Origin of the sequence: Bradyrhizobium pachyrhizi, from assembly GCF_001189245.1 — a bacterium.
In the GTDB taxonomy this organism is placed as follows: Bacteria; Pseudomonadota; Alphaproteobacteria; order Rhizobiales; family Xanthobacteraceae; genus Bradyrhizobium; species Bradyrhizobium pachyrhizi.
In genome coordinates this window covers 91966-115111 of the sequence record NZ_LFIQ01000039.1, presented here as the reverse complement: position 1 = coordinate 115111, position 23146 = coordinate 91966, and the positions used below count along the sequence as shown (strand labels likewise).

Annotated in this window: 17 protein-coding genes; 13 read left to right on the top strand and 4 right to left on the bottom strand. The window is 64.6% G+C overall.

Annotated features, from left to right (window positions below; genetic code table 11):
* The first annotated feature begins 46 nt into the window (after positions 1–46).
* Entirely contained in the window at positions 47–529 is a 483-nt protein-coding gene (gene greA, locus AKL29_RS05330; protein ID WP_050383382.1) for a transcription elongation factor GreA, read from the top strand.
* Between the two features lie 275 nt (positions 530–804).
* Here greA and AKL29_RS05325 read toward each other — a convergent pair whose 3' ends face one another.
* Positions 805–1443: a GntR family transcriptional regulator gene (locus tag AKL29_RS05325; protein ID WP_028341425.1), complete on the bottom strand. Its 639-nt coding sequence runs from the start codon at positions 1441–1443 to the stop codon at positions 805–807.
* A 124-nt stretch (positions 1444–1567) separates the two neighbouring features.
* Here AKL29_RS05325 and bioB point away from each other — a divergent pair, with 124 nt between their 5' ends.
* The 4 genes from bioB (at position 1568) to AKL29_RS05305 (ending at position 5671) form a co-directional block, all read left to right on the top strand.
* Entirely contained in the window at positions 1568–2563 is a 996-nt protein-coding gene (gene bioB, locus AKL29_RS05320; RefSeq protein ID WP_028335582.1) for a biotin synthase BioB, read from the top strand.
* 65 nt (positions 2564–2628) lie between these two features.
* A complete protein-coding gene (locus tag AKL29_RS05315) occupies positions 2629–3783 on the top strand; it encodes an 8-amino-7-oxononanoate synthase (protein WP_050383381.1) in 1155 nt (384 codons plus the stop codon).
* On the top strand, positions 3780–4412 hold the full coding sequence (bioD, locus tag AKL29_RS05310; protein ID WP_050383380.1) for a dethiobiotin synthase: 633 nt from the start codon (positions 3780–3782) through the stop codon (positions 4410–4412). Before AKL29_RS05315 ends, bioD begins: the two co-directional genes overlap by 4 nt.
* Positions 4409–5671 (top strand): adenosylmethionine--8-amino-7-oxononanoate transaminase, encoded by a 1263-nt coding sequence (locus AKL29_RS05305; RefSeq protein WP_050383379.1) that lies wholly within the window; start codon positions 4409–4411, stop codon positions 5669–5671. The genes bioD and AKL29_RS05305 overlap by 4 nt, the downstream gene beginning before the upstream one ends.
* A gap of 116 nt (positions 5672–5787) precedes the next feature.
* Here AKL29_RS05305 and AKL29_RS43830 read toward each other — a convergent pair whose 3' ends face one another.
* The gene (locus AKL29_RS43830) at positions 5788–6849 is read right to left on the bottom strand and encodes a YXWGXW repeat-containing protein (protein WP_050383378.1); all 1062 of its coding nucleotides are present in this window, start codon (positions 6847–6849) and stop codon (positions 5788–5790) included.
* Positions 6850–7145: 296 nt separating this feature from the next.
* Here AKL29_RS43830 and AKL29_RS05295 point away from each other — a divergent pair, with 296 nt between their 5' ends.
* Positions 7146–8555 carry an MFS transporter gene (locus AKL29_RS05295; protein ID WP_028335586.1) on the top strand — a complete coding sequence of 470 codons (1410 nt, stop codon included), beginning with the start codon at positions 7146–7148 and terminating at the stop codon, positions 8553–8555.
* Here AKL29_RS05295 and AKL29_RS05290 read toward each other — a convergent pair.
* Complete coding sequence (locus AKL29_RS05290) at positions 8552–9454, bottom strand: LysR family transcriptional regulator (protein ID WP_028335587.1); 903 nt, start codon at positions 9452–9454, stop codon at positions 8552–8554. The genes AKL29_RS05295 and AKL29_RS05290 overlap by 4 nt on opposite strands.
* Positions 9455–9548: 94 nt before the next feature.
* On the opposite strand from AKL29_RS05290, the gene AKL29_RS05285 reads away from it, so the two are divergent.
* The 5 genes from AKL29_RS05285 (at position 9549) to AKL29_RS05265 (ending at position 13836) form a co-directional block, all read left to right on the top strand.
* A complete protein-coding gene (locus AKL29_RS05285; protein ID WP_050383377.1) occupies positions 9549–10250 on the top strand; it encodes a haloacid dehalogenase type II in 702 nt (233 codons plus the stop codon).
* Positions 10237–11475 (top strand): CaiB/BaiF CoA transferase family protein, encoded by a 1239-nt coding sequence (locus AKL29_RS05280; protein WP_028335589.1) that lies wholly within the window; start codon positions 10237–10239, stop codon positions 11473–11475. Before AKL29_RS05285 ends, AKL29_RS05280 begins: the two co-directional genes overlap by 14 nt.
* Positions 11476–11760: 285 nt before the next feature.
* On the top strand, positions 11761–12573 hold the full coding sequence (locus AKL29_RS05275; RefSeq protein WP_050383376.1) for a pentapeptide repeat-containing protein: 813 nt from the start codon (positions 11761–11763) through the stop codon (positions 12571–12573).
* Between the two features lie 120 nt (positions 12574–12693).
* Entirely contained in the window at positions 12694–13164 is a 471-nt protein-coding gene (locus tag AKL29_RS05270; protein ID WP_028335591.1) for an aminoacyl-tRNA deacylase, read from the top strand.
* A 252-nt stretch (positions 13165–13416) separates the two neighbouring features.
* Entirely contained in the window at positions 13417–13836 is a 420-nt protein-coding gene (locus AKL29_RS05265; protein WP_028335592.1) for a CBS domain-containing protein, read from the top strand.
* Between the two features lie 58 nt (positions 13837–13894).
* On the opposite strand, the gene AKL29_RS05260 is transcribed toward AKL29_RS05265, so the two are convergent.
* Entirely contained in the window at positions 13895–15703 is a 1809-nt protein-coding gene (locus AKL29_RS05260) for an NAD(P)/FAD-dependent oxidoreductase (RefSeq protein ID WP_050383375.1), read from the bottom strand.
* Between the two features lie 283 nt (positions 15704–15986).
* Here AKL29_RS05260 and AKL29_RS05255 point away from each other — a divergent pair, with 283 nt between their 5' ends.
* Both AKL29_RS05255 and AKL29_RS05250 read left to right on the top strand, forming a co-directional pair.
* Positions 15987–17930 carry a sigma-54-dependent Fis family transcriptional regulator gene (locus AKL29_RS05255; protein ID WP_050383374.1) on the top strand — a complete coding sequence of 648 codons (1944 nt, stop codon included), beginning with the start codon at positions 15987–15989 and terminating at the stop codon, positions 17928–17930.
* Between the two features lie 329 nt (positions 17931–18259).
* Positions 18260–23083, top strand: coding sequence for an NAD-glutamate dehydrogenase (locus AKL29_RS05250; RefSeq protein ID WP_050383373.1), 4824 nt, complete (start codon positions 18260–18262; stop codon positions 23081–23083).
* Positions 23084–23146: the final 63 nt, after the last annotated feature.

Sequence of the window (23146 nt, the reverse complement as noted above, 5' to 3'; positions counted from 1 at the left end):
GCGTGGGGCGGGTCTATGCTGCTGGCCTCATCGATGGAGTTCTGGATTGAGCGTTGCCTTCACCAAGGAAGAAAGTGCCGAGACGGCGTCGGAAACGCTGTTGCCGGACCGCCCCATTTCGCCGCATCCCAACCTGGTGACCGAAGCCGGACGGAGAGCGTTGGAGCGCCATCTTCAGGAGGCGCGCGAGGCTTACGAGACTGCGCAGCAGCTCGAGGACGTCAACGAACGGCGGCGGCAGTCGGCGGCCCCACTGCGCGACGCGCGCTATCTCACGGAGCGGCTCCGCACCGCGCAGGTCGTGCCTGACCCTGCTTCCACCGAAACCGTTGCCTTCGGCAGCACGGTGACTTTCAGCCGCGCCGACGGGCGGGTGCAGACCTATCGCATTGTCGGCGAGGATGAAGCCGATCCAAAGGCAGGCTCGATTTCCTTTGTCTCGCCGGTGGCGAGGTCGCTGATGGGCAAAGCCCTGGGCGACGTCGCAGGCTCGGGCGATCAGGAACTGGAGATCGTCGCGATCGCTTAGAGAGTGATGGGATTGGATTGAATGGCGGTCGCAAAGGCGGCGCGCCCCCTCGCCCCGTTCTCACGGGGAGAGGGTTGGGGTGAGGGCTCCCTCCGCACACGGAGACAGATACTCTCGCGGAGACTCCCCCTCACCCGGAACGCATCTGCCGATGCGTCATAGCCGAAGCCTTGGCTTCGGCGTTCTTGGGGACGGCCGCTGAAGGCGGCCTATGCCTCTCCCCGCGCGCGGGGCGAGGTGAACCGGAGTCCGCGGCTCGATTCGGAGCAAAGTGATCACGCCGCCGGCAGGGCAAGCCGCTCGATGGTTTGAATATGCCGCGCCAGCAGGCTGCAGGCTTGTTCGATGTTGCGGGCGCGCAGCGCCTGCAGGATCACGCGATGATCCTGGCTCGGCCGCGGCCGCCACCCGGCGTTGCGCGCCATTGCGAACACCAGCCGCGAATTCGCCAGCTGCAGGCCGTCGAGGCTGGCGAGCAGCCGCGGCATCGCGCAGGGCGCCACCAGCGCATGATGGAAGGCGCGATTGGCCATCTCGAAATCCTGCACGGTCTCGGCATTGTCGCCTTCGATCATGGCGAGTTCGATCCGTGCCAGATGGGCCGATGTGAGCCTGGGGGCGGCATTGCGCAACGCGACCACTTCGAGCGCGGCGCGCATCTCGGCGATTTCCTTCACCGACCTGGTGTCGAGCGGGGCGACCCGCACCCCGCGTCGCGGCACCGCAACGACGAGATGCTGCGCCTCCAATTGCCTGAACGCCTCGCGCACCGGGACGTGGCTCGAATGGAATTCGCGCGCGACATGGTCCTGCCGCAGCGGCGCGTCCGGCAGCAATTCTCCGCTGATGATGCGCTCGCCGATCGCTTCGGCGATGCGCCCCGCGGTGGTCGTGTTCTCGCCCTCGTTTGTCATAGATTATCTATCGAAAAAACGGGTGCGCGCGCGTTCGGGCTCGGCTAGCATCGTTCTAAGTCCATAGATCATAGATAATATCTCAGATTATCTATGATCCACAGCAAGCGAGAAAGCAAGCCCTATGGTTGATGTCGTGGAAATCGAACGGACCGACAGCCGCACCAGTGCAGCGCCCCGCAAGACCTGGGACCGTACAGAGGCCGAAGCACTCTACAATTTGCCGTTCGCGGACCTGATGTTTCAGGCGCAAGGCGTGCATCGCGCCAACTTCAATCCGAACCATGTCGAAACCGCGAGCCTGCTCAGCATCAAGACCGGCGGCTGCCCGGAAGACTGCGGCTACTGCTCGCAGAGCGCACATTACGACACCGGCCTGAAGGCCACTCGCCTGATGCCGCGGCACGAAGTGGTCGCGGTCGCGCAGCGCGCCAAGGACGCCGGCGCAACCCGCTTCTGCATGGCCGCGGCCTGGCGCAGCCCGAAGGACCGCGATCTCGATCAGGTCTGCGACATGGTCAGCGCGGTGAAGGGCCTGGGCATGGAAACCTGCGTCACGCTCGGCATGCTGACGCCAAAGCAGGCCGAGCGTCTCTCCGACGCCGGGCTCGATTTCTACAACCACAACGTCGACACCTCGCCCGAGTTCTACGACAAGATCATCACCACCCGCACCCTGCAGGACCGCATCGATACGCTCGCGCATGTGCGCGACGCCGGCATCAAGGTCTGCTGCGGCGGCATCATCGGCATGGGTGAACAGGTCGATGACCGGCTCGGCATGCTGATGCTGCTTGCCAATCTCCCCAGCCATCCGGAGAGCGTGCCGATCAATCTGTGGAATGAGGTCAAGGGCGTTCCGGTCAACGACACCGCGGAACGGCCTGATCCGATCGCGCTGGTGCGTCTGGTCGCCACCGCGCGGATCATGATGCCGAAGAGCGTGGTGCGGCTGTCGGCCGGACGGCAATACATGACCGACGAGCTGCAGGCGATGTGCTTCCTCGCCGGCGCGAATTCGATCTTCATCGGCGATGTGCTGCTGACCACCAGGAACCCGCAGCGCGATCGCGACGCCCATCTGCTGGACCGGCTCGGCATCAACTCCGCCCTCGCCTGAGCGCAGCTCCGGCACGCGCGCGGCGGGATTCGCCGCGCGACCAACGACAAATCTGAGAGAGAAGCATGAGCGCAATCCACGCGGCCAAGGTCGCTGATTACGCCGCGGCCTTGCACGCCCTGAGCAAGGCCGATCGGCTGCGCGGTCTCAAGCCGCGCGCGGGCATCGATTTCGTCTCGAACGACTATCTGGCGCTCGCGGGCGCGCCGCGCATCAAGAATGCGGTCTCGGCCGCGCTCGATGCCGGCACGCCGATCGGCGCCGGCGGGTCGCGGCTGCTGCGCGGCAATTGCGAGGAGCACGAACGGCTCGAGGCCGAAGCCGCCGCGTTCTTTAGGGCCGAGACGGCGCTGTTCTTCGGCGGCGGCTACGTCGCCAATTTCGCCGTACTGACGACGCTACCGCAGCGCGGCGACCTCCTGGTGCTCGATTCTCTCGTGCACGCCAGCATCCATGAAGGCGCGCGGGCCGGCCGGGCCGAATTCCGGATCAGCGCGCACAATGATCCCGGGTCGGTCGAAGACACCATTCGCGGCTGGCGCGCCGAGGGCGGCACGGGCCGGGTCTGGATCGTGGTCGAAAGCGTCTACAGCATGGATGGCGACGTCGCACCGCTCGACGACCTCGTCGCCATCGCGGACCGACACGACGCGTTCCTGATGGTGGACGAGGCGCACGGCACCGGCGTCTATGGCGAGCAGGGGCGTGGGCACACTGCACCTTATGAAGGGCGCGAGAACCTCGTGATCGTTCATACCTGCGGCAAGGCGCTGGGCGCCGCCGGCGCGCTGGTCACAGCCTCGACCGTGCTGCGCGACTTCATGGTCAATCGTTGCCGCCCGTTCATCTTCGCCACCGCGCCGTCGCCGCTTGTGGCCGTCGCCGTGCGCGAGGCGCTGCTGATCCTGCAGCAGGAGCCCGGGCATCAGCAGCGCCTGGCAAAACTGGTCGCGTTCACGCATCGCGAGCTCGACCTGCGCGGTTGGCGCAGTCCGTCGCGCTCGCAGATCGTGCCCTACATCGTCGGCGACAATGCGCGCGCGATGCAACTGGCGTCTGCACTACAGGCGCGCGGCTTCGATATCAGAGGCATCAGGCCGCCGACCGTGCCGACGGGCACCGCGCGGTTGCGCATTGCACTGACCCTCAATGTCGACGAGGACGACGTGCGCGCGCTGCTCGACGCGCTGGTCGAGGAGACGAAAGGCTGGTCGCGATGACGAGCCGGATCGTTATCACCGGCACCGATACCGGGATCGGGAAGACGGTGTTCTCCGCTGGCCTCGCCGGCTTCCTCGGCGCGCGCTACTGGAAACCGGTTCAGGCCGGCCTCGAGGAGGAAACCGATGCGCAACTGGTCGCACGACTTGGCGGGCTCCCGGCCGGTCGCATCGTGCCGGAGCGTTACCGGCTTCGAACGCCGGCTTCGCCGCATCAGTCCGCGGCCCTCGACGGCGTGCGCATCGACGCTGCCGCGCTCGGCGTGCCCGATGTAGGGGACCGGCCGCTGGTGATCGAGGGCGCCGGCGGGTTGATGGTGCCGCTCGACGACAGCACGCTCTATATCGACGTCTTCGCGCAATGGCAGCTTCCGGTCGTGCTCTGCGCCCGCACCGCGCTCGGCACCATCAATCACTCGCTGTTGTCGGTCGAGGCGCTGCGCAAACGCGGGATCGACATCCTCGGGATCGCCTTCATCGGCGAGAGCAATCCCGAGAGCGAGCGTGCGATCTGCGAGATCGGGCAGGTGCGCCGGCTGGGCCGGTTGCCCTGGCTTGCTCCGCTTGCGGCAGACACGCTGCGGGCAGCGTTCAAGGCGTCGTTCCAGCGGGAAGATTTCAATCCATGACATCCGCTCGGAAGTCGCCGATCTGGCACCCGTTCACCCAGCACGCGCTGCACGGCGAGATGACCAGGATCGTGCGTGGGGAGGGCGCCTATCTCTACACCGCGGATGATCGCCGCATCATCGATGCGATCGCATCCTGGTGGGTCGTGACCCACGGCCATTGCCATCCGCACATCGTGCGCGCGATTCAGGACCAGGCGGAACAGCTCAACCAGATCATATTTGCCGGTCATACCCATGATCCGGCCGAACAGGCTGCCGCACAGCTAGTGAAGCTCGCGCCCCCTGGCCTCGACTACGTGTTCTTCTCCGATTCCGGCTCGACCAGCGTCGAAGTGGCGCTGAAGATGGCGCTCGGCTACTGGCACAATATCGGCGCGACGCGCACGCAGATCATCGTCATGCAGCATTCCTACCATGGCGATACTGTGGGGACGATGTCGGTCGGCGCGCGCGGCGTGTTCAACAAGGCCTATGAACCCCTGCTGTTCGACGTCGCGTCAGTCCCGTTTCCGGCCGCCGGTCATGAGCAAGCGACCCTCGACGCGCTCGAAGCCGCGTGCAGGAAGGAATCCGCGGCAGCGTTCATCGTCGAACCGCTGATCCTGGGCGCGGGCGGGATGCTGATGTATCCCGCCTGGGTGCTGAAGGAGATGAAGCGCATCTGTGAAGCCTCAAACGTGCTGTTCATCGCCGACGAGGTCATGACCGGCTGGGGCCGGACCGGCACCTTGTTCGCGTGCGAGCAGGCCGAGGTCAGCCCGGATATCGCCTGTTACTCGAAGGGCCTCACCGGCGGGTCGCTCCCACTCGCGGTGACGCTGTGCCGCGCCGAGATCTACGACGCGCATTATTCCAGCGATCGTTCGCGCACGTTCTTCCATTCCAGTTCCTACACGGCAAACCCGGTCGCCTGCGCCGCCGCAAGGGCCAACCTCGAACTCTGGCAACACGGCGCGGGCGAGCGCGTCGCCTCGGTTGCCGCGATGCAGGAGCGCCTGATCGCACCATTCCGTATCGATGCACGCTTTGAAAACGTCCGCCGCACCGGGACCATCACCGCACTCGACCTGAAGGCAAGCGATGCGGGCTACCTCGCCGGCATCGGCCCAAAACTTCAGGCCTTCTTCCAACGCCGGAACCTGCTGCTGCGGCCGCTCGGCAACACGATCTACGTCATGCCGCCCTACTGCGTGACGGAAGCCGATCTCGTGGAGATCTACGACGGGATCAGGTGCGCGGCTGACGCGCTGGCTTGACGACGCGCTTCGCACCCAAAAGTCCATGGATTGATGAGTGCATCGCGTGCCGTGGTGCCCGCGATGGGGTCTCATACGACATCGGCGTGCCCTCGCAGGCACGCCGATGAGCCCGATCATGAGTGCTGGTGTGGCGCCGGATGCGGCCTCGCAGCAGGATGCGGCCGTGGCGCCGGATGAGGCCGCGGCGCCGGCCGAGACACCTGCGGCGACGCGGGCCGACGCACAACAGCTTGCGCGACGCGCGGCGCCGGCGGATGCGCGGCCGCGCGTGGCTGCGGCGGTGCATGCTGCACGAGCTGCGGTCTTGACGCCGGCGGAGCGACGTGCGGCGCCGGTGCGGGATGTGCGCCGGCGCCCTGCAGAGCATGCGCAGTCGGCAGGGCGTGTCCCGTCGGCAAAGCGTGGCCCGTCGCAGTCTGCGCATGTCGGGGCGGCGGCGCCGCGATCGGCTTGCCCGGGCGCGCGGCGATCACGCCGGCGCCGCTGAACCGTGCTGCGTGCGCGGTCGCGGCGACTGCCGGATGACCATGGTTGTTGGCGAGCGTCAGCGCTGGATTCTTCATCGCCGCTTGCGCGTGCCGCGTCTGCTCGCCGGTCGCAGCCATGTGCTGCCCGTTCTGGGCGGCGAGCTGCTGCGGCGTCGGCTTCACCGTGGTGCCGCCGGTGCCGCCGTTGTAGCTGACGTTGGTCGTGTTGTTGACGACGGTCCTGTTGTAGACGTTGGTGACCGAGACGTTCGAGATGTTGTTGACGGAGCTGTTGTAGAAGAAGCTGCCGCCGCGCCAGTAGCCGCCCTCGTAGCCGACGCCGGTGTAGCCGAAGCCATAAGAGATGCCGCCGTAGAAGCCGACGGTCGGGCCCCAATATCCGGCGTGGAAGGCGTAGGCGCCGTCGCTCCAGCCCCAATAGCCGGGTGTCCATAGCAATTCAGGCGCCGGCGGAAGCACCCATGTGCCGGGCACCCAGTAGTAGCCGGTGTCGTCGCTCCATGCCCAATAGCCCGGAGTCCAGATGTAGCCGGGCGCGGGGATCGGCGGCTGGACATAGACCGGCAATGGCGGCGGCGCTGCATTGGCGGTGATGCCGATGGCAAGCTGCGCGCGCGCAGCGTGTGGCGGCGAGAAACAGCAGAGGCTGAGAGCCAGGGCGAAAGGCAGTCCGGCGATGCGGCGCATGGCACATACTCCAATCTTCTCCCCCAGCGTTGGAGTCGAATAGTGGCGGCGACATGAACCCGTTGTGAATGTTTGTGCTGACACCGTGATTTCGAGATCGCGCGACGGCGGGATCGTTAACGACGGCGAATGCACGTCAGCCCGGTGTCAGGATGGAACGCGATCATGCGGTCTCGTCAGCTTCATCACCGCGCCAAATAGTCGAATTTTCGATTTGAATTGGACGACGACCCCCTGCGCGTCATCAATCGGTGACGGAGCATCCGGCTGCCAAAGGCCGGGCAGGGAGGTTTGGTATGGCGCGATCCGCCGACATCGACATCAACGCGGGCGCGCGCCTCGACAGGCTGCCGATCTGCGGATTCCACTGGCGCATCCTGGCCCTGATCGGGGCCGGCATGTTCCTCGACGCGTTCGATATCTATCTGGCCGGCGGCGTGCTGGGCGCCGTGCTGAAGGAAGGATGGTCGACACTCGAGCTCAACGCCGCATTCGTCTCCGCGACCTTCGTCGGGATGACGATCGGCGCGTGGTGTTCCGGCATCCTCGGTGACCGCTTCGGCCGCCGCTTCTCTTACCAGATGAACCTCGCGATCTTTGGCCTCGCCTCGATCGCCGCGGCCTTCGCGCCGAACATGATCGTCCTGATCGGCCTGCGTTTCATCATCGGCATTGGCCTCGGCGCGGAGATCGTGGTCGGCTATGCGACCTTGACGGAATTCGTGCCGGCTTCCTCGCGTGGGCGCTGGATCGGGCTGCTGGCCGTGATCACCAATTTCTCGCTGTTCGTCTCGTCGATGGTCGGCCTGTGGGTGATCCCGACGCTTGGATGGCGCTACATGTTCGGCCTTGTCGGTTGTCTTGCGATGGTCGTCTGGATTCTGCGCAAGTCGATGCCGGAATCGCCGCGCTGGCTCGCCGCCAACGGACGTGCCGATGAAGCCGAGAAGATCCTGTCGGCGATCGAAGCCGAGGCCGCGCGCAAGGCGAAACTGCCTGCCGTCGCTGCCCGCGCGCCGGCGCAGGAGTCTCCGGGCGCGGTCTGGCGTCTGTTCCAGCCGCCCTATCTCGCGCGCACGCTGCTCGGCAGCCTGTTGCACATCGTCGTCGGCTTCAGCCTCTACGGGTTCATCGGCTGGCTGCCGACCTTCATGGTCAAGGGCGGCCACAGCGTGGTTTCCTCGCTGGGCTACACCACCGTGATGGCGCTGGGCGGCCCGGTCGGATCGCTGATCGGGCTCGTGCTGGCGGACCGGCTCGGACGCAGGCTGTCGATCGTCTGCTCGTCGATTGCGGCCGCGGCGCTCGGTATCGCCTATCCATACATGCCGGATGGTGTTGCGCTCGCGGCCGTGGGCTTCCTGCTGATCACGGCGATCTACGTGATGCTGGCGACCGGGTTCGCGATGCACGTCCCCGAACTGTTTCCAACGCGGTATCGGCTTCGCGGCACGGCGATCTGCGCCACCTCCGGACGCATCGCGACCGCGCTGGTTCAATACGTCGTGGTTGCGATCTTCGCCTGGCAGGGGCTGACCGGCGTGCTGACGACCTTGGCCGGCATCCTCGTCTTCCAGGCCGTGGTCTTCCTCGTGTTCGGTTTCGAGACCAAGGGACGATCTCTCGAGGACGCGTCGGCGGTCACGGACGCCGAGGCGGGAGGGCGGTCGTCGATGGCGCGGAGGCCGGCGGACCTCGGCGCCTAGTTCAGGTCGGAGCACGCTGCTCTGATCCGGTCGCGGAGCCAGCCGTTGGCATTGCTCTGATCGTATCTGCGGTGCCAGTACAACATCCAGTCGAACGGCGCGGACTCGAACGGCAGTTCCTCCATCCTCAGACCGTCGTCCATCAGCACGGTTGCGAGGTGCCTCGGCATCACCGCGAGCAGATCGGTCTTCTTCAAGACATGGGGCACGACCAGCCAATGCGGCACGTTCAGGGCGATGCGTCTTCGATGGCCGCGTTCGGCGAGCACGTCGTCGACGAAGCGAAGATCGGTCGGGCTCATCGAGACCTTCATGTGCTCCTGCGCGATGAAGCGCTCGAAGGTCAGCCGTGCGCGCTTGATCTGGTGCCCGCGTCGCATCAGGCAGACCATGCGGTCGCGGAGCAGCGTCTCGGAACGGATCGATGCGGAATGTTCGAGCCCCATGCTCACCGCGACGTCGATCTCGTCCCGCTCCAGCGCATCGATCGTAAGCGAAGGCGGCAGATGGATCGTGTTGTAGGAAATTCGGCCCTCCGGCGGCCGCGCTGCGGCGAGTCGCGGCAGCAGCAGGCACGCAAGAATGTCCGACATCCTGATCGTGAAGGTGCGTTCCGTCTTGTCTGGATCGAAGCCGGCATCGCTCGCCATCACGCGCTCGACCTGGCGCAGAACCTGGCGCAGCGGCTCCGCCAGTTCGGTGGCGCGGGGTGTGGGCTTCATCCCCGTCGTGGTCCGCACCAGGAGCTCGTCCTTGAACATCGCGCGCAACCGGTTGAGCGCATTGCTCATCGCGGGTTGGCTGAGACCGACGCGGTCTGCCGCCTTGGTGACGTGACGCTCGGTCAGCAGTGCGTCCAGCGCGACGAGCAGATTGAGGTCGATGGATCGAAGGTTCATCAATTATTCATATCGTGAATGACGAGAGATAACAAATCCATTTCATCCATGATGGTGCAGCGCGTATCAATCGATCAGGACCAAGGAGGCATCAATGAGCTTTGAGACGATCAAGCGTGACGTGAAGATCTGCATGTTCGACCAGTACGGCACGGTCGTCGACATGCAGGGCGGCCTGACCAGGATCGCGGCGCCCTTCCTCGCGAAGAAGGGCTGGAAGGGCGATCCGAACTCCTTCGTCACGTGGTGGCGTCGCACGCATTTCGAGAACTCGATGATCGATGCGCTGCTGCATCGCGAGCACACGCCCTATCGCGAGATCGGGCACCGCGCGGTTGCCCACGTCATGGACCGCGCCAAGATCGATTACACGATGGACGATGTGCGCTACCTCGTGGGCGAGATCGAGAAGCTGGTGCCGTTTCCGGAGGTGCCGGACGCACTCGCACAGCTGCAGCGCAAGTACAAGCTCGTCGTGCTCTCGAACGGCGATCCCGACATGCTCGAGACCGCGAAGCAATACCACAAGGTCCCGTTCGATCGGGTGATCTCGGTGGCGGAGGCCAATTCGTTCAAGCCGCATGTCGCGACCTATACGAAAGCGGCCGAGATCATGGGCGTGCAGCCGGCGCAGGTGCTGTTCGTGGCCAATCATGCCTTCGACTGCATCGGCGCCAAGTCCGCCGGCATGCGGACGGCCTTCATCGACCGGCGCAGCCGCCCGTTCGGCATCACGCCGCATCAGCCCGACATCCTGGTGCCGTCGATGAAGGACCTCGCCGATGCGATCGTCTGATCGCGAGCCGCTGTCGGGCATCAGGGTCCTCGACCTCTGCCGGGTGGTCTCCGGCCCGTTTGCCACGATGCAGCTCGGCGATCTCGGCGCCGACATCGTCAAGATCGAGGATCCGCGACAGGGCGACGAAAGCCGCCGTTACGGCCCCCCGTTCATCGGCGGCGAGAGTGCGTATTTCCTGTCGGTGAACCGCAACAAGCGAAGTTGTGCTATCGATCTGAAGTCGCCGGCCGGGCGCGACGCGGTGCTCGATCTTGCATCCGTCGCCGACGTCGTTATCGAGAACTTCCGCCCCGGTACCTTGGACAAATGGGGGCTCGGCTTCGACGCGCTGAGGGCCCGCAAGGGCGACATCATCCTGTGCAGCATCTCGGGGTTCGGCCGCACCGGCGCCGACGCCGCGCGCCCTGGCTACGATCTCATCCTGCAGGGCGAATCCGGCGTGATGCACATTACCGGCGATCCGGATGGGCCGCCGACCAAGGTCGGCACGTCGATCGCCGACCTCGTCACGGGCCTCTATGCGTCGCATTCGGTGCTGGCTGCCCTGATGCGCAAGAGCCGCACCGGCGAGGGCGGCCGGGTCGACGTCTCCATGCTCGACGCCATGGCATCGCTGCTGACCTTCAACGCCGGCATGTACTTCGCCTCGGGACAAAGCCCGAAGCGCCGCGGCAATGTTCATCCGACCATCAGCCCGTATGAACCGTTCGAGGCGAGTGACGGCTGGATCAATGTCGGGGTCGCGAACGACAAGTTCTGGGCGGCGTTTTGCGGCGTCATCGACCGTCCGGAGTTGCGCGAAGACGTGCGCTTCGCCACCGCCCCGAAGCGCGCGGCGAGCCGCAATGAGCTCGTCGCGATCCTTTCGCCGATCTTCGCGCGGAGGAGTCGCGCCGACTGGCTGCAGGCGCTCGGTGTGGCAGGCATTCCGTGCGGCGCGATCAAGTCGGTCGGCGAGGTCTGCGAAACGCCTCAGCTCACGCAGCGCGGAATGGTCCAGACCATCGGCCATCCGGCCGCGGGAGATGTGAAGTTCATCGCGAGGCCGACGCGATTCGGCGACGTCCCGCCGCCACCTTCCACGCCGCCGCCAATGCTCGGCGAACACACGCGCGAGGTGTTTGCGGAATGGCTCGGCTGGAGCGACGATCAGCTCGGGAGATTTGCCGACGAGGGCGCGTTCGGCGACTTTGGACGGACGTTCGTGCGCCCGCCCCTGTGAGTCTCGTTATGTAGGCATCGTCGTGAGAGCTATCGCCGAGCAGATGCCGCGTCGCGCCGTCGGCGACGAGCGGCGGATCGTTCTTCCTGTCGCGCCTCTTCGGACCGAAATCTGGCACTTTGCGCTTGCGGGCAGCCTCCCTCGGACGCGGCACTGGCATTGCCAGGATCGATATCCGGTTTCATACTCTGGCATAGGCCGGAGCCGGCCAGCTAACCTGACGGCGCGGCCAACCCGGAGAATGCAAGAGACGATACCGGGTTACTGAGCGGCGGAGAGACGGCGATGTCGTTTCGTCTCGCATTTGCCTTTGTGTCGATAGCGGCGCTCCTGGTTGATCCGACTGACGCCGTGTCGCAGGACATGCTGCGGAGTGTCGACCTCAACAGTCCGGAAATGACGACGTCGGAGATGACGCGCGCCGAGGTCGACGCGCTCCTCAAGTCGGTCCCTCAAGGGGACGGACGCGCTGCGGATTTGGATGGAAAGCGACTGTCGCACCTCGATCTCTCGGGCCTCGACTTCACCGGCGGCAACCTTCATCTCGTAAAGCTCAACCGGACCAATCTGAAAGGCGCCCGCTTCGATCGGGCTATCTTGAACCAGGCTTGGCTAATCGACGCAGACTTGACCGGGGCGTCCCTCGTCAAGGCATCGCTGCTCGGCACGCAGATGCAGCGTGCCAGGCTTGGCGGCGCCGACTTGAGCGGCGCTCGGATAACCGCCGATCTTTCCGGCGCCACCCTGATCGGGGCCAGGCTTGCGGGCGCCGATCTGAGCGCTGATATGCGCAACCAATCGATGGGCCTGATGCGTGGCGTGCTCAAATCCGCCGATCTGCGGAACGCGGATCTAAGCGGCGCCAATCTCTCGCGCGCCGATCTCGAATTCGCGCAACTGCAGAACGCCAATTTGGCGAACTGCAGCCTCCACAGAGCTGACCTTGCGGGAGCCGACCTATCCGACGCTAATGTCGCCGGCGCAGATTTCACCGAGGCCGACCTTGCGTCGGCTCTGTTGCCGAGCGCGGCCACGCTGGCCGAGGCCCGCAATCTGGACAAGGCCCGGAACTTGAACCTGGCGCGGCGCCCCCGTTAGGGATCGAATTGCAGTGTCCTGCGACAAGACCTATGTTCTGTCTTGAGAACCACGCAGCCGCTCATCGTGCGGCGGGCAGGACCACGGTGGATGGTTGCATGTCGCACCGGAGGTGATGCCATGACCATTTCTCCCAGACTGCACAACTACCTTGCTGCAGAAAACATCGAGTACGACGAAATCCCGCACGTACTGACGATGTCGTCCGCCCTTACCGCCCAGGCTTGTCACGTCTCGGGCGATCGCTTGGCCAAGGCCATTGTGCTGCGCCGCAACGACGGGTACCTGCTCGCCGTGCTGCCGGCATCGCATCACCTCAGGCTGGCGGATCTCAGGGCGAGATTCGGTGACGATATCGCCATGGCCGCTGAAGGCGAGATCGATCGGCTGTTCGCGGACTGTGCGCACGGGGCGGTTCCCGCCGCCGGCAGCTGCTACGGGCTCGACGTTATCGTTGATGACAGCATCCGGATGCAGCCCGAGATCTATATCGAAGCTGGCGATCATGAGACGTTGCTTCATCTCGGTCGTGCGCAATTCGCACGCCTGACCGCCGGTTCCCTGCATGGCAGCTTCAGTGCGCACGACTGAGGCGGCGTGACAGCGGGACCGTCTATCGGTGCGCCCCGACCGGAGCATGATCCGGAAAGGTGCGAAGCGGCTCTCTCCCGAGACAAGGGAGGAACGCGCTTGCGCGGAGATCATGCTCAAGCAAGGGGCTCTAGCGCGATGACGCTTCGACCCGGTTTCACCGCGCCTTAAGGCGCAGCACGCATGCAGTCGCGCCAGCTCTGCTGTATAGTTGCGAGCGAGGGGGCTGCTGCCTTGGACGGGAGGTCCTCCATGAAAGTCAAGGACGTGATGCACAAGGGCGTCGATTGGGTAAGCCCCGACACCCCAATCACCGAAATCGCGAAATTGATGCAAGGGCACGACATCGGCTGCATTCCGATCGGGCAAGACGATCGTCTGATCGGGATGGTGACGGATCGCGACCTCGTCTGCAAAGGTCTCGCGAGCAAGGACTTCAACTCTGCGCGCACCACGGCGCGGGATGTGATGACGGAAGGCATACACTGCTGCCGGGAAGACGACGATCTGACGAAAGCTATACATCACATGGAAACGCTGAAGATCCGCAGACTGCCGGTGATCAACAAGAGCAAGCGGATGGTTGGCATGATCAGCCTGGGCGATGTGGGCCACTTTGCCGGTGATGATCTCTTGTCTCAATGCGTGAAGAGCGTGTCGGCTCATCATTGAGGCGAGGCCGGGCGGATCGCACGACGATCCGCCCGACATCTCGTTATTGCCCGGTCGATCAACCGAGGTGATGAACCTTCTGCAAGCCGTAGACCGGGGTTGGGATGCCTTCCATCCGCGCCTTCAGTTGCAGCGCCAGATATTGGGAGTAATGCCGCGACTGGTGCAGGTTGCCTCCGTGGAACCACAGCGCTTGCTGCTGGGTTGGCTTCCACATGTTGCGCTGCTCGCCCTCCCACGGGCCGGGGTCCTTGGTGGTCTCGGATCCAAGACCCCAGACCTTGCCGACCTTGTCGGCGACGTCCTTCGAGATCAGGTCGGCGGCCCAACCGTTCATCGAGCCGTAGCCGGTGGCATAGACGACGAGATCCGCGGGGAGTTCGGTGCCGTCAGCGAATCTGACGCCGGTCTCGGTCAGTTCCTGCACCGCCGCGCCCTTGCCGCTCTTGAGCTTGATCGAACCGTCGATCACGAGATCGCAGGCGCCGACGTCGATGTAATAGCCCGAGCCGCGGCGCAGGTACTTCATGAACAGGCCGGAGCCGTCGTCGCCCCAGTCATGCATGAAGCCGATTTTCTCCAGCGCGGCGTAGAAATCCTTGTCGCGCTCGCGCATCTGCTCGTAGAGCGGGATCTGGAATTCATGCATGATCTTGTAGGGCAGCGAGGCGAAGATCAGATCGGCCTTGCGCGTGGTCATCCCGCTCGCCACCGCCTGCTCCGAATAAAGCGTGCCGAGCCCGATATCCATCAGCGTGTCGGACTTCACGATATGCGTTGATGAGCGCTGCACCATGGTGACGTCGGCACCACCTTCCCACAGCGCCGCGCAAATGTCGTGGGCGGAGTTGTTGGAGCCGATCACCACCACCTTACTGCCGCGATATTTCTCCGGCCCCGGGTGGGTCGAGGAATGCTGCTGCTCACCCTTGAAGATGTCCTGCCCCTTGTAGGTGGGCCAGTTCGCCTTGCCCGACATACCGGTCGCCAGCACGAGCTGCTTCGGCTTGAGCGTGATCTCCTTGCCGTCGCGCTCGACCACGACGGTCCATTCCCCGGCTTTCTCGTCATACTTGGCCGACTTCGCCGTGGTCGAGCTCCAGTAGTTGAGCTCCATCACCTTCGTGTACATCTCCAGCCAGTCGCCGATTTTGTCCTTCGGTGCGAACACAGGCCAGTTTTTCGGGAAGTCGATATAAGGCAGATGGTCGTACCAGACCGGATCGTGCAGGCAGAGCGACTTGTATCGCTTGCGCCAAGAATCGCCGGCGCGTTCGTTCTTCTCGATGATGATGGTCGGCACGTTCAGTTGCCGCAGCCGCGCGCCAAGCGCAATGCCGCCCTGCCCACCGCCGATGATCAGCGCATAGGGTTGTTTTGCGTGACCAAGCTCGGTGATTTCCTGGTCGCGTTCCTCGCGCCAGCTCTTGCGGTCCTTGCCATGACCGTGCTTGGCGCCGAGCGGACGGGTAAAGCCCGACTTCTCCTCATGTCCCTTGAGCTCGGCCATCGTGGTGAGCAAGGTCCAGATGCGTCCATCCTTCATGCGCAGGTGACCATAGCCGCGCGCGACATCGGTCTCGAACTCGATCCAGCTCTCGATGATGCCGCCGGCCTCGCTGGCAGCTTCGCCATCGGCAATGCGCCATCCCGATGGTTTGCTGTCCGCAAGCCGCGCCTTCAGCATGTCGCGGATCTGATCCTTGTCTTCCATGGTTTTGATGTTCCAGGTGAAGGTGACCAGATCGCGCCAGTAGCAATCGGTCTGGAACAGCGCGATCGCGCGTTCGATGTCACCCGTCGACAATGCGGCGTTGAACTCGTCGAGCAGCGCGGTGATCTTTCCGTCCGGGGCCTTCGTGAGCATGTCTCATTCTCCCATATGCCGGCGTCGATCGCCTTTGCGTCGTGGTTCCGGCGCGTTCGTTAGCGAGGTCGAATCTTGCCTCGACCACCATGTCAGCAAGCCTCATGCCACTGCCGCGCATTTCGAAAAACGCTCGGCATTTCCTCGCGTTAACTGCCGGCGCCAGGCCGCCTCACTTGTTGCGCCATGCAACAGGTGTTGCACGCAACAAACTTGATCGGCGGCACAATCCGAGTGACACTTGACGCAACAACGTGCGGGGAAACATCCAGGAGCATCAGCCGTGACGACGGAGCGGGCTGCGCACATCGACGAGCTGGTTCGCGTTGCGGTCGGTCAGACCAGCGCGCGTGATGCAATCATCCATCAGTCGTGGGTACGATGCGTCTCCGAACACAAGCTCGATCCGTTGGTGCTGCGCGACGCTCATATCGTGACGTCCGGACGGCTGCGCGAGCATCGCGACGCCATGGACGAATTCCTCCACACGGCGCGCTTCGGCGTCGAGATGCTGTATCGTCAGATCGCCGGACTCGGCTACGTGCTGCTGCTCACCGATGCCAGGGGCATCACGGTGGATTTCATCGGCGACCCGACATTCAACAACACGCTTCGCAGGGCCGGCCTCTATCTCGGCGCCGACTGGAACGAGCCGCATGCCGGCACTTGCGCAGTCGGCACTTGCATCGCCACTGAAGAAGCCCTGACGGTGCATCAATCCGACCATTTCGACGCCACCCATATTCCGCTGACCTGCACGGCCGCGCCGGTCTTCGATCCGAGCGGCAAGCTCGCTGCGGTGCTGGATATCTCCGCGCTGCGTTCGCCGGAGCCGAAGGCCAGCCAGTTCCTGGCGCTGCAACTGGTCAAGTCGTTCGCCCACAAGATCGAGAATGCGAACCTGCTGAACCGTTTCCGGCAGGAATGGATCATCAAGCTGTCCGGCTCCGCGGAATTCGCCGATGTCGATCCGGATTATGTCATGGCCGTCGATAGCAACGGCCGCATCATCGGTTTCAACAATCGCGCAAGGCAGCTGCTCGCCCGCGAACTGGCCAAGCGTCCGGACCTGCGCCTGCGGGCCGACGGCTTCGGCGTGTCCGACATCTTCGAATGCACCATCGACGATCTGCCGCGCTTCGCCCACTCGCGCCCCACCGGCCAACGCATACTGCGGCTAGCCAATAGCGGCGCGACGCTGTTCGCGCAGACCTTGCCGCCCCCGAACAAGCTGGTGGCGCCGGCGTCCTCCCGCAGCGAGTCGGCGCTTCCGACGCCGTTGCGCAACCTGTTCCGCGGCGATCCCGCCATGCATCATGTGGTGACGCGCGCTGCCAAGCTCATCAACACCCAGATGGGCTTGCTCATCACCGGCGAAACCGGCACGGGCAAGGAGCACCTGACGAAGGCGCTGCATTCGGTCAGTGCGCGGGCAGGCAGGCCCTTCGTCGCCGTCAACTGCGCCGCGCTGCCGGAAAGCCTGATCGAGAGCGAGCTGTTCGGCCACGAGGCGGGCGCCTTCACCGGAGCGGCGGCCAAGGGCAAGAAGGGTCTCGTGCTCGAAGCCGACGGCGGCACCCTGTTCCTTGACGAGATCGGCGACATGCCGATCTCGTCGCAGACGCGCCTGTTGCGCGTGCTCGCCGAGCGCGAGGTGACGCCGGTCGGCCGCACCCGGCCGGTCCCGCTCAATGTCCGCGTCATAGCTGCCACCCATCGCGACCTCGTCGCGCTGGTGAGGGCGGGGCAGTTTCGCGAGGATCTCTATTTCCGCCTCAACGGCGCGGTGCTTGCGTTGCCTCCGCTGCGTCAGCGCACCGATATCGAGTGGCTGATCGATCAATCCCTGCATCGGCTTTCGACGGAGCACAATGCCAACTATGCGCTGACGGCAAGCGCGCGCAGCGCGCTGCTCAAGTACCAATGGCCCGGCAACATCCGCGAGCTGATCAACGCGCTCGATCATGGCTGCGCGCTGTCGAACGACGGCACGATCGATCTTGTCGATCTGCCGGACCGGATCGCTCATCCCCTGGGTGAGGAGATATCCGGAAAGCCGGTACGTGGCGGAGCGGCGACGTCGCGGCAAGCCGATGCGCTACTTGCGGCGTTGCGCAACAATCGCTGGAACGTCTCGCGGGTGGCACGCGAACGCGGCGTCGATCGCTCGACCATCCATCGCCAGATTCTCCGCTTCGGCATCACGATGCCGAAAGACCTGACCTGAGTGCAGCCGCTGTCCGCCTTCGCTGACCGCCACCGTCAGATACGACATCCCTGCCGAACGGTGGCGCGAACCCATACATAATTGAAATTGCATGTGATTTTTCCTGCCTGGGCGTTCGGCCGCCGTCGCCGCCGACTTCGGCCCATCCGCTTTCGCAAGCGAAATTCAGCACGCCTCACGGCAGCGTACGCCGTTCGCTGCGGGATCGTAGTATTGTCGTCGGCGGCCGTCGAAGCTAGGATTTCGTGTTAGCATTCGATCGCGGCGCACGAAGAGATGCACTCCAGAATCAAGCGGATGGTCGCGGCTGCGATCGGACGGCACGGCAAATGGAGGACATTATGGCGTGGCGTGACGACAAGGCCCGGGCAGCCCTGATCCGCGATGCAGCGGGCAGCGTGCCAGCGGGCAAGAGCCCCCGGGCCTTTGCCGAGCCCTTGTTCGGCTACACCAATATCGAGGATCTCGCCAATTACGATGCCGCCTCGCTTGCCCTCCTGGCGGAACAGGCCTGGGAGCACGTGCAGCGGCGCACGGCCGGCAGCGCCGATATCCGCGTCGTCAATCCGACGTTGCCGAACGGGCGCGAGATTTCCGTGCTCGAAATTCTCAACGACAACATGCCTTTCCTGTTCGATTCCACCATGGCGGAGCTCGCCGAGCAGGGCCTCGAGGTCACCCTGGTCGCTCACCCGATCATCGCCGTGGAGCGCGATGAAGGGGGCAAGCTGTTGCGATTCTACGGGGAAGCACTGCCGGAGGGAGCAAAGGGCGCGCGCGAAAGCCTGATTCATCTCCACATCACCCGCCTGGACGCGGATTCCGATCGCCAGAAGCTGATCGACGGCCTGACCAGGACGTTGAACAATGTCCGCGCCTGCGTTGCCGACTGGCGCGTCATGCGTGACAGTGTCGAGGAAGCGATCAAGACGTTCTCTTCCAATCCGCCGCCGCTGCCGATCGACGAACTCGCCGAAGCCAATCAGTTCCTGCAATGGCTCTGCGCGGACAATTTCACTTTCCTCGGCGTGCGCAAATATCGCTTCTCGCCCGACAGCGACGCGTCGGACGACATTACGACCGGCGAAGGCCTCGGCATCCTGCGCGATCCGGACGTGAAGGTTCTGCGCCGAGGCAGCGAAATGGTGGTGATGACGCCGGAAATCCGCGAGTTCATGCACGAGCCGACCCTGCTGATCGTCATCAAGGCCAATGTCTCCAGCCGGGTCCATCGCCGCACCCGGATGGATTATGTGGGCATCAAACTCTACTCGCCCGACGGCCGGCTCGAAGGCGAGTTGCGCGTCGTCGGCCTTTTCACCTCGGGCGCCTATACTCGCTCTGTACGGCAGATCCCGTATGTCCGCCACAAGGTTTCGCGGGTGCTGCAGCGCGCGGGCTTCGACCCGAACGGCCATTCCGGCAAGGCGCTGATGCATATTCTCGAAGATTATCCGCGCGACGAACTGTTCCAGATCGACGTCGACACGCTCTACAACTTCGTCATCGAGATCCTGATCCTCTACGAGCGTCCGCGCGTCCGGGCGCTTCCGCGGGTCGACAAGTTCGATCGCTTTGTCTCCATCCTCACCTTCATTCCGCGCGACAAATACGACACCGACGTCCGCACGCGCGTCGGAGCCTTTTTGGCGCAGGCCTACAAAGGGAAGCTGTCCGCCTCCTACGTATCATTCCCTGAAGGGGCGCTTGCGCGTGTCCACTTCATCATCGGACGCTATGAAGGCAAAACGCCCGTCGTCGACCGCGCCCTGCTCGAGGCCGGGATCAGCGCCATTGCCGCGACCTGGGCCGACAAGCTGAAGGCCGCGCTCACCGCGTCGACCGATGGCATGCGGGCGCGCATGCTCACCAACCGATATGCCCAGGCCTTCAGCGGCGGCTATACCGAGGTGTTCGGCGCGGAACAGGCGATCGCCGATATCACGACCGTCGAAAAGCTGACGCCGGCCCGCCCGGTTACGATTTCGGCTTACCGCATCGAAGGCGACGATCCGAGGCGCTTCGGCCTTAAGGTGTTTTCGGACGCCGTACCGCTGTCCTTGTCCTACCGCGTGCCGGTGATCGAAAATCACGGCCTGCGCGTGGTCAACGAACGCACCTATCAGATCGTGCCCGGTACCAGGCCTGCGCCGGTCTGGCTGCACGACATGACGATCGAGACCAGTGACGGCCAGCCCATCGAGATCAACCCGGAATTCAGCCATCGCCTGGAAGCCTCGATCATGGCGGTGGTGACCGATCGCGCCGAATCCGACGGATATAACGGCCTGATCCTGCGCACCGCGCTAAGCTGGCGGGAAGTCTCGACCATCCGGGCGCTGTCGCGTTATTTGCACCAGATCCGCGCTCCGTTCACCCAGGATTACATGTGGGAGACCTTGCGCAAGAACGCCGCGATCACGGCCAGCCTGGTCGCGATGTTCCAGACCCGCCTCGATCCGCGCCTCGCCTTGACGGACGCCGAGCGCGCGGCGCGTGAGACGGCTTTGCTTGCCGAGATCGAGGAACAGCTCAAATCCGTCGCCTCGCTCGACGAAGACCGCATCCTGCGCCGCTTCACCAATCTGGTGCAGGCTACCGTTCGTACCAATCTGTGGCAGATCGGCGAGGATGGACATCCGCGTCCGGTGATCTCCTTCAAGTTCGAGGCGCGCCGGATCGACGACTTACCCGCTCCACGACCGCTCTACGAGATCTTCGTCTATTCCCCTCGTGTCGAAGGCATTCACCTGCGCTTCGGCAAGGTGGCGCGCGGTGGCTTGCGCTGGTCCGACCGGCCGCAGGATTTCCGCACCGAGATCCTCGGCCTGGTGAAAGCGCAGCAGGTCAAGAACGCCGTGATCGTGCCGGTCGGTGCCAAGGGCGGCTTCGTGCCCAAGCGCCTGCCGCCGCCTTCCAAGCGCGACGCCTGGCTCGCGGAGGGCACCGAAAGCTATCGCATCTTCGTTCGCTCGCTGCTCGAACTCACCGACAATCTCGACGGCGACATCGTCGTGCCGCCCGAATCCACCGTGCGCCACGACGGCGACGACCCTTACCTCGTCGTTGCCGCCGACAAGGGCACCGCCACCTTCTCCGATGTCGCCAACGCGATCTCGGCCGAGAAGAACCATTGGCTCGGCGATGCCTTCGCATCCGGCGGCAGCCAGGGTTATGACCACAAGAAGATGGGGATCACGGCGCGCGGCGCCTGGACGGCGGTCAAGCGCCACTTCCGCGAGCTCGGCACCGACATTCAGACCATGCCGTTCACCGCGGTCGGCGTCGGCGACATGTCGGGCGACGTTTTCGGCAACGGCATGCTGCTCTCGCCGGCGACAAGGCTTGTGGCGGCGTTCGATCATCGCGACATCTTCATCGATCCTTCGCCCGATCCATCGACCAGCTTCGCCGAGCGCAAGCGCCTGTTCGATCTGCCGCGATCCAGCTGGCAGGACTACAACAAGTCGCTGATCTCGCAGGGCGGCGGCGTGTTCTCGCGCTCGCTCAAGGCGATCCCGCTTGCGCCGGAAGTGCGCACGCTGCTCGATCTCGACAAGCCGCAAGCCACGCCTTTCGAGGTGATGACGGCGATCCTGAAGGCTCGCGCGGACCTGTTGTGGTTTGGCGGCATCGGCACCTATATCCGTTCCGCCGGGGAAAGCGACGATCAGGTCGGGGACCGCGCCAACGATCCAATCCGCATCGCGGGTGGCGACGTGCGCGCCCGGGTGATCGGCGAAGGGGCCAACCTCGGCGTTACCCAGCGCGGCCGCATCGAAGCGGCGCAGAAGGGCGTCAAGCTCAACACCGACGCCATCGACAATTCGGCCGGCGTGAACACGTCCGACGTCGAGGTCAACATCAAGATCGCGCTGGCGCGCCCCGAGCGCGAGGGACGCCTCAGTCCCACTGACCGCAACAGCCTGCTTGCCGCGATGACCGACGAGGTCGGCGTGCTGGTGCTGCGCAACAACTATCTGCAGACGCTGGCGCTCTCGCTGGCCGAGCGCAAGGGTGTGGCCGAGACCGGTTTCCTCACCCGCCTGATGCAGTCGCTCGAACAGCGCGGCTTGCTCAGCCGCGCTGTGGAGTTCTTGCCCGACGACGCCGCGCTCACCGAGCGCACACGCCGCGGCCAGTCCCTCGCGCGGCCCGAGCTTGCCGTGCTGCTCGCCTACGCCAAGTTGACCCTCTACGATGACCTGCTCGTCACCAGCGTGCCCGATGACCCCTATCTTGCCCGCGAACTATCCCAGTATTTTCCGCGCGAGGTTCAGGACAAATTCCCGACCGCGGCCGGATTGCATCGCCTGCGGCGGGAGATCATCGCGACCAGTCTCGCCAATGCGGTGATCAATCGCGGCGGCCCGGCCTGCGTCGTGCGCTTGATCGACGAGACCGACGCCGATATCCCGACCATCGTCATGGCCTATGTGGCGGTCGACGAATGCTACGGCCTGAAGTGGCTCAATGACGCGATCGACGCGCTCGATGCCTGCATCGACGGGCAGCTGCAGCTGTCCCTCTACGCTTCAGTGCAGGACCTCCTGCTCTCCCGCATGGTCTGGTACGTGCGCAATGCCGATTTCAAGGATGGGCTGGAGGCCGTCGTCGCGCGCTTCGGCCCGGCGATCCGCCAGATCGTCGCCGGGCTCGACGCTGCCTTGCCGCCGGACTTGCAAGCCGCGCGCGTCAAGCGGCGGCAGGAACTCGCCGACGCCGGTGTCCCGGCCGGCCTCGCCGGCGAGCTCGCCGATCTTGACGCTTTGATCTCGGCTCCCGACATCGTGACGGTTGCCGAGCGCACCACGCGCCCCATCGGCGATGCCGCCGCGACCTTCTACGCCGCCGAAGCGAATTTCCGTCTCGACCGCATCATCGCCGCCGCACGCAGTGTGCCGGCCAACGATTATTTCGAACGCATGGCCATCGATCGCGCCGTCGAGCAGATCGCCGGCGCCGAAAGGAGACTGGCCGCCGATATGCTGGCAACCGGCCAGTCTGGCCAGCAGGCCGTCGAGACCTGGCTCGCGGCTCACCCCGAGGCGACGCGTATCCGCCGCTCGGTCGAGGAGATCGCTGCCAGCGGCCTGACCCTCGCCAAGCTGACGGTGGCGGCGAACCTGCTGGGGGACTTGGTCAAGGCCTGACGGCGTGCGAGGCAGCGACATGAGAAGTGTGATGCTGGCGCAGGTAGTTAGCCGGGCAACGGA

Excerpts from the sequence above, each read along its gene's own strand:
- AKL29_RS05325 (WP_028341425.1), bottom strand. The coding sequence starts at position 1,443 with ATGACAAACGAGGGCGAGAACACGACCACCGCGGGGCGCATCGCCGAA.
- bioB (WP_028335582.1), top strand. The coding sequence starts at position 1,568 with ATGGTTGATGTCGTGGAAATCGAACGGACCGACAGCCGCACCAGTGCA.
- AKL29_RS05315 (WP_050383381.1), top strand. The coding sequence starts at position 2,629 with ATGAGCGCAATCCACGCGGCCAAGGTCGCTGATTACGCCGCGGCCTTG.
- bioD (WP_050383380.1), top strand. The coding sequence starts at position 3,780 with ATGACGAGCCGGATCGTTATCACCGGCACCGATACCGGGATCGGGAAG.
- AKL29_RS05305 (WP_050383379.1), top strand. The coding sequence starts at position 4,409 with ATGACATCCGCTCGGAAGTCGCCGATCTGGCACCCGTTCACCCAGCAC.
- AKL29_RS43830 (WP_050383378.1), bottom strand. The coding sequence starts at position 6,849 with ATGCGCCGCATCGCCGGACTGCCTTTCGCCCTGGCTCTCAGCCTCTGC.
- AKL29_RS05295 (WP_028335586.1), top strand. The coding sequence starts at position 7,146 with ATGGCGCGATCCGCCGACATCGACATCAACGCGGGCGCGCGCCTCGAC.
- AKL29_RS05290 (WP_028335587.1), bottom strand. The coding sequence starts at position 9,454 with ATGAACCTTCGATCCATCGACCTCAATCTGCTCGTCGCGCTGGACGCA.
- AKL29_RS05285 (WP_050383377.1), top strand. The coding sequence starts at position 9,549 with ATGAGCTTTGAGACGATCAAGCGTGACGTGAAGATCTGCATGTTCGAC.
- AKL29_RS05280 (WP_028335589.1), top strand. The coding sequence starts at position 10,237 with ATGCGATCGTCTGATCGCGAGCCGCTGTCGGGCATCAGGGTCCTCGAC.
- AKL29_RS05275 (WP_050383376.1), top strand. The coding sequence starts at position 11,761 with ATGTCGTTTCGTCTCGCATTTGCCTTTGTGTCGATAGCGGCGCTCCTG.
- AKL29_RS05270 (WP_028335591.1), top strand. The coding sequence starts at position 12,694 with ATGACCATTTCTCCCAGACTGCACAACTACCTTGCTGCAGAAAACATC.
- AKL29_RS05265 (WP_028335592.1), top strand. The coding sequence starts at position 13,417 with ATGAAAGTCAAGGACGTGATGCACAAGGGCGTCGATTGGGTAAGCCCC.
- AKL29_RS05260 (WP_050383375.1), bottom strand. The coding sequence starts at position 15,703 with ATGCTCACGAAGGCCCCGGACGGAAAGATCACCGCGCTGCTCGACGAG.
- AKL29_RS05250 (WP_050383373.1), top strand. The coding sequence starts at position 18,260 with ATGGAGGACATTATGGCGTGGCGTGACGACAAGGCCCGGGCAGCCCTG.